Source organism: Glutamicibacter sp. AOP38-B1-38, from assembly GCF_052377485.1.
Taxonomy (GTDB): domain Bacteria; phylum Actinomycetota; class Actinomycetes; order Actinomycetales; family Micrococcaceae; genus Glutamicibacter.
Genome location: NZ_JBQSWU010000022.1, coordinates 65,484 through 71,483, shown reverse-complemented (window position 1 = coordinate 71,483; position 6,000 = coordinate 65,484). Strand labels below are relative to the sequence as shown.

General features: G+C 63.9%; 5 protein-coding genes. 3 read left to right on the top strand and 2 right to left on the bottom strand.

Going from position 1 to position 6,000, the window contains the following annotated elements; translation table 11 throughout:
* Positions 1 to 336: 336 nt before the first annotated feature.
* Both ACT3TP_RS13535 and ACT3TP_RS13530 read left to right on the top strand, forming a co-directional pair.
* On the top strand, positions 337 to 2,184 hold the full coding sequence (locus tag ACT3TP_RS13535) for a calcineurin-like phosphoesterase C-terminal domain-containing protein (RefSeq protein WP_444620789.1): 1,848 nt from the start codon (positions 337 to 339) through the stop codon (positions 2,182 to 2,184).
* 144 nt (positions 2,185 to 2,328) lie between these two features.
* Positions 2,329 to 3,303 (top strand): D-2-hydroxyacid dehydrogenase family protein, encoded by a 975-nt coding sequence (locus ACT3TP_RS13530; RefSeq protein WP_096285478.1) that lies wholly within the window; start codon positions 2,329 to 2,331, stop codon positions 3,301 to 3,303.
* Here the strand turns inward: ACT3TP_RS13530 and ACT3TP_RS13525 are convergent.
* Positions 3,269 to 3,985, bottom strand: a complete 717-nt coding sequence (locus ACT3TP_RS13525; protein WP_444615763.1) for a phosphatase PAP2 family protein — start codon at positions 3,983 to 3,985, stop codon at positions 3,269 to 3,271. The two genes, ACT3TP_RS13530 and ACT3TP_RS13525, sit on opposite strands and share 35 nt — an antisense overlap.
* 64 nt (positions 3,986 to 4,049) lie before the next feature.
* Here ACT3TP_RS13525 and ACT3TP_RS13520 point away from each other — a divergent pair, with 64 nt between their 5' ends.
* Positions 4,050 to 4,508: a 23S rRNA (pseudouridine(1915)-N(3))-methyltransferase RlmH gene (locus ACT3TP_RS13520; protein WP_096285482.1), complete on the top strand. Its 459-nt coding sequence runs from the start codon at positions 4,050 to 4,052 to the stop codon at positions 4,506 to 4,508.
* A 194-nt stretch (positions 4,509 to 4,702) separates the two neighbouring features.
* Here the strand turns inward: ACT3TP_RS13520 and ACT3TP_RS13515 are convergent, their stop codons facing one another.
* Entirely contained in the window at positions 4,703 to 5,998 is a 1,296-nt protein-coding gene (locus tag ACT3TP_RS13515) for a sodium/glutamate symporter (protein ID WP_444620788.1), read from the bottom strand.
* Positions 5,999 to 6,000 lie beyond the last annotated feature (2 nt).

Below are 6,000 nucleotides of genomic sequence, written 5' to 3'. Positions count from 1 at the left end.
GCGGCATGCTTCTACCTGATAAGCGGCATGGAACATTCCCGAACGCAGCGGATGCTCATCAAAGGCAGGCAGCGTCTGCTCTTCGCCGGCCAGCGCAAATTCCCACAGCAGGCGTCGCCCGCGCCGTCCGGCCAGCAGGGCATGCGCTAAATCCACTTCTGACTCCTAGTATTCGACGCATGAACACGTTAAATAAGCCCAAGACACCGAGTTAGTTTTAACGAGATCGATTATTCGAGATTACCTCAGCAGGGCTTGCTATTTACCTCCGGCTGGCAACGTTGGCTCTGGCCGGTCAAAGGTCCGGCAGATTGCCACCACCCCGGAGGAACGTTCGTGAAATCATTCGCTCGACCCGGCAAAACCAATCGCATCACCCCCGTACGACTCACCGCAGGCGCCCTCGTCGTCGTTGCAACCTCAGTTGCCCTTACCGCAGCGAATTCGTCCCCCATCCCGGAACCGGCCAATACATCTAGCGCCACCTGGGAATCCAGCGCCTACCGCGGCACCGTCGAAGCGATTCCAGCCACCACCGAGAACCAGGATGAAACTCCGAACACCATCGATGGTGTGGTGTTCGAGGACCGCAATCAAAACTCCAAGCATGACTCCAACGAACCGGGCAGGCCAGGGGTCACCGTTTCCAACGGACGCGAGGTGACCACCACGGACGGCCAGGGACGCTACGAATTGCCGTCCTTCGAGAACATGACCATGTTCGTCACCCAACCGCGCGGCTACCAGGTGCCGGTTGATGAAAACAACGTCGCCCAGTTCCACTACACCCACCTTCCGGCAGGCTCGCCGGAATTGAAATACGGCGGAATCGAGCCCACCGGCCCGCTGCCGCAAGCCGTCAACTTCCCGCTGACCCGCAGCTCCGCCACCCAATCCCCGGAACAGAGCTGCCTCATCGGCGCGGACGTGCAGACCTACGACCAGGAAGAAGTTGAATTCGCCCGCAACGGCGTCTTCACCGATCTGGCCGAGCGCACCGATTACACCGGATGCGGGGCGCTGTTCATTGGCGACCTGGTCGGAGACGACCTGTCCTTGTTCGCGCAGACCCGAGAACTGACCTCCATGCTCAACGGGCCGGCACGCTTCCTTCCAGGCAACCACGACATGGACTTTGACGCCCTGGACGGCGAGCACGAATTCGACAGCTACCGCGCCCAGTTCGGCCCGGAGTACTACTCCTATGATGCCGGCAAGACGCACGTGGTCGCACTGAGCACCATCGCGTACCCCACGAAAGTTCCCGCCAAGAAGAGCGACTACACCTATGACCTGGGCGAGCGGCAGCTCCAATGGCTGCGCGCGGATATAGCCAACGTTCCCAGGAACAAGGCCATCGTGCTGGCCGGGCACAGCCCGCTGCTGGAATTCTTCTACAGCGATTCGCACACCACCAAGCAGGTCAAGGAAATCTACGAGATCCTTGAGGGCCGCGAAGTCGTGTCGCTGGGCGGGCACACGCACATGTCCGAGAACCTGCGTGCCGGGGATCTGCTGGACGGATGGCGTGACGAGGTCGGAGCGGAGGGGCTGCCCTTCACCCACCTGACCGTCCCGGCGGTCTCCGGGCAGTGGTACGCGGGCCGAGTCACCGACAGCGGCTACCCCACGTCCATTCAGCGTGATGGCACCCCTCCGGGCGTACTGACCCTCGATATCAAGAATGACGTCATCACCGAACGCTTCACCGTCACCGGCGGCGACGCGACCAAGCAGATGGCCTTGGGCCTGAACACCCCGGCCTACCGCGAATGGTACGCACAAAACCTCGACCAGCCGCGCGGCACGGTCCCCCCGCTTGAAAATCCCCTGTCCGTGAGCCGCGCCGAGCTCTCCGCAGAGACCTGGCTGACCACGAACTTCTGGATGGGCAGCACCGGTTCGAGCGTGGAGGTCACCCTGGATGGCGAAGAAGCTTCGCCGGCCACCCGCACCCAGCAGATGGCGGGGGAACGTCCACTGATGGGCGCCGAATACTCCGATCCGGTGGCCATCGCCGAACAGTTCGTCCACGGTGGCGGGCTGGCCGAGAAGACCAACCACCTGTGGCGTCTGGAACTGCCCACGGGATTGCCGGTGGGAGAACACACCGCCACGGTCAGCGCCACCGATGTCCACGGCCGCTCCTTCACCGAGGAGCTCTCCTTCGAGGTCACCGAGTAATCTGCAGCAGCTGCTGGTGGCGTCCGCATAATCCAATGCGGACGCCACCTTCTTTGTGTCTTCGCCTGTCCCACCGGCCCCGCGCGGCCGACTCATTGGCTCAAAGCTGCGGTGCCAAAGCCCGCCCACGCATATGATGAAGGCATGCGCATTGCTATCTTGGACGACTATCAGAACGCGGCTCGCGACTTCGCGGAATTCGACGAGCTCGCGGCCGAGCTGAACGCCGAATTGACCGTATTCAACGAGCACCTAGGCCACGAGGACAGCGCCGTCTGCACGGCGTTGGAACCCTTTGATGCCATCGTGGCGATGCGCGAGCGCACACCCTTCACCGATGCCCGCTTCCAGCGGCTGCCCAACCTGAAGCTGCTGGTTTCCACCGGCCGGCGCAATGGATCGATCGACCTGGATGCTGCCGCGGCGCACGATGTTCTCGTTACCCATACCGGGTACGTGCCGACCGACGCGGTGGAGCACACCTGGGCGCTGATTCTCGCCGCCGCCCGCCGGCTCGACGTGGAGCTGTTCTCCACCGACTCGCCGCGCACCGAATCCGCGCCCTGGCAGTCGTCCTTCGGCATCGGGCTGGCCGGCAAAACCCTGGGCGTGTACGGCTTGGGGAATCTCGGCTCGCGGGTGGCCAAGGTCGGCTTGGCCTTCGGCATGCGGGTGATCGCCTACAGCCAGAATCTGACCAAGGCCCGGGCCACCGAGGTGGGCGTCGAGCTGGTCTCCGAAGCCGAGCTCTTCGCCACCAGCGACGTGCTCACCATCCACTTGAAGCTCTCCGCGCGCAGCACCGGGGTGGTCTCCGCCAAGCAGCTGTCCTGGATGAAGCCCGAAGCGATCTTGGTGAATACCTCGCGCAGCCGCATTGTAGAAACCCCGGCGCTGATCGCCGCCTTGGAGAACCAGCTGCTGCGGCTGGCGGCCGTGGACGTATTCGATGTGGAACCGTTGCCGGTGCTTGACCAGCTCACCCGCACGCGCGGGCTGATCGCCACCCCGCATATCGGCTACGTGACCGCCGAACAGTTCGAAATGTTCTACCGGGACTCGGTGGAGAACATCCGCGCCTGGGCTAAGGGTTCGCCGATCCGCGTGATGGGCGGCTAACCACCGGCCGGCGGGGCACGAAGTAGAAATGCAGGATCGCTACCACCGCAGCCCAGGCCGCCCCGATGAGCAGCCCCACCACCACGTCCGAAACCCAATGATGCCCAAGGTAGATGCGCGAGGCACCCATGGCGAGAATAAACAGTCCGGCCAGGATAGCGATCAGGTAGGCGTAGCGGCGCAGTCCGTAGACGATGGCCAGATAGCTGGCGATGCCGATCAACGCCATCGCGTTCAGCGTATGCCCGCTGGGAAACGAAAATGATTCGGGCGGCGCGGGTCCGCCTGGGATCCCTTGCGGGCGCGGCACCCGAAGATTCGCCTTCAGCAGCACCGTCAGCAGCACCGAGACCAGCGCCGTGAAGGCGACCGCCGCCAACGGCCAAACGCTGCGCGTGAACCAGCACAGCAGCCCGGTCAGCACCAGCATGATCAGCGTCATTCCCGGGGTGGAACCCCAGAAGTACAGCAGCTCGGCGAGGGACTGCCACGCGGGGACCTGATGCTCCAAGGCCCAGCGGTATGCCGGCTCATCCAAGTCTTTGGCCCAGCCTCCCACATGCAGCGAGACCAGCACCCGGCGAGTGAAGTAGAACATGGCAACCACGAGGCCAAAGATGATCCACAGGATCTGCGTGCCGCGGGGCCGTTGGCCTTGACGGAAATACCAGGAAGATCTCATGACTTCCATCGTAGTGGCCAGCCGGGCGCACCGGCGATGCCGGCTCATGCGGAAGAATAGTCACATGACGATCAAGGTTTTAGCCATTGGCAAGAAGCACGAGTCCTGGGTGGACGAGGGAATCTCCCGCTACGCAAAACGCCTGAAGAAGCCCTTCGATTTGTCCTGGCAGCTGCTGAACCATTCATCACGCGAGAACGACGCGGCACGCACCGAGGAATCGGCACGGATCCTGGCGAAGATCTCCGCCGATGACTTCGTGGTGCTCCTGGACGAACGCGGCAAGAACGTGGACTCCCCCACGCTGGCGGACACGCTTCGCGCTCCGATCGATTCCGCACGCAATGTCGTCATCGTCATCGGCGGCGCCTACGGAGTGGACACCTCGGTCCACCAGCGCGCGAACTTCGCCTGGTCGCTGTCCAAGCTGGTCTTCCCCCACCAGCTGGTGCGGCTGATCCTCACCGAACAGCTCTACCGCGCCCAAGACATCCTCGCCGGAGGCAAGTACCACCACGTGTAGACCGGTGGCAGCGCTCGGGACCTAGAGTTGGGACACCCCCAGCTGGCGCAGCCCCAACGGTTGCCGTAAGATTCCGGGTGGCCAGCAGTCCATTCGGCAAGGCCGGGCGAAACCGGCAACAGAGGTCGATTTTTCGAGGCGCAAAGACCGCAACCCGCCGGTCGGTGACCGGCGGGTTGGCTCCCCGGGCTCGGCTAGCCGACCAGGTTCATGCACCACACGATCCAGGGCAGCGCCACCATATCGATCAGCACGGCGCCGGCCAGCGGCACGATCAGGAACGCCCGCTCGGAGCGGACGCCGAACTTGGAGTTGAAGGCATCCATATTGGCCAGCGCGTTGGGTGCGGCGCCCATGCCGTGGCCGATGAAGCCGGCGACCATGGTGGCCGCGTCGTAGTCCTTGCCGAGCATCCGGAAGACCACCAAGACGGCGAACACCAGAATGAACAGCACCTGCACCACCAGGATGAGCAGCAGGGGGCCGGCCAGCGAGGCGAGCTCCCACATCTTCAGGCTCATCATCGCCAGGGTCAGGAAGAAACCGAGGGTGAACTTCGCGACCAGCTCGACCGCTTCGTCGCTGATCTTGAACCAGCCCAGCTTGTCATTGACGTTGCGGAAGATCACCGCAACAATCATCGCGCCCACATAGGCGGGAAGGGTCAGGCCGGTGATCTCCGAAAGCCAGCCGCCGAGCACCGTGCCGGCAACCATGAGTGCGGCAATGACCACCAGGACGGTCAGCAGCCGGTTGTATTGGAATCCTTCGCCCTGGGCGTTGGCGTCCTCGGTCCGCCGGTCGGTGGCCACCGCAGCCGCGCCATCCTTGCCTCCGGCGGCATTGGCACCGGTCACCATGTTCTTGGCCACGGCCCCGGCTACCGCCATCTTGCCCAGCAGTCCGGCCTTTTCGGGGATCTGCACGTTATGCCGAGCCACCAGGAAGCTGGCGGTCATGCCGCCGAGCATGCTGCCGGCCACCAGGCCGAAGGTTGCCGAGGCAATCGCCACCGTGGTCGCACCCTCGAAACCCATGGCCTCGGCGGTCGGGCCGAAGGCCGCGGCGTTGCCGTGCCCGCCCTCGAGGCCTACCGCCCCGGCCATGATGCCGAGCATCGGCTCGATACCGACGGCTTTGGCCATCCCTATCCCGATCACGTTCTGCATGATCGCCAGCGACCAGCAGGCCACCAGGTAGATGAGCAGCAGCTTGCCGCCCCTTTTGATGGTGGCCAGCGAACCGGCCAGGCCGATGGTCGTGAAGAACGCGACCATGGCGGGAGTCTGCAGCGTGGTATCGAGCTGGATCTGCGCGAGGTCGGTCTGACGCAGCGCTAGCACCAGCAGCGCGAACAAGAAGCCGCCGACCACGGGGGCCGGGATGCAGAAGCGCTGCAGGAAGCCAATCCTGCGCCGCGCCCATTCGCCGCCGGCCAGCAAGATCATTGCCAGAGCCGAGGTCTGCACCAGGTCAAGTTGTATATCCATAT

Excerpts from the sequence above, each read along its gene's own strand:
- ACT3TP_RS13530 (WP_096285478.1), top strand. The coding sequence starts at position 2,329 with ATGCGCATTGCTATCTTGGACGACTATCAGAACGCGGCTCGCGACTTC.
- ACT3TP_RS13525 (WP_444615763.1), bottom strand. The coding sequence starts at position 3,985 with ATGAGATCTTCCTGGTATTTCCGTCAAGGCCAACGGCCCCGCGGCACG.
- ACT3TP_RS13520 (WP_096285482.1), top strand. The coding sequence starts at position 4,050 with ATGACGATCAAGGTTTTAGCCATTGGCAAGAAGCACGAGTCCTGGGTG.
- ACT3TP_RS13515 (WP_444620788.1), bottom strand. The coding sequence starts at position 5,998 with ATGGATATACAACTTGACCTGGTGCAGACCTCGGCTCTGGCAATGATC.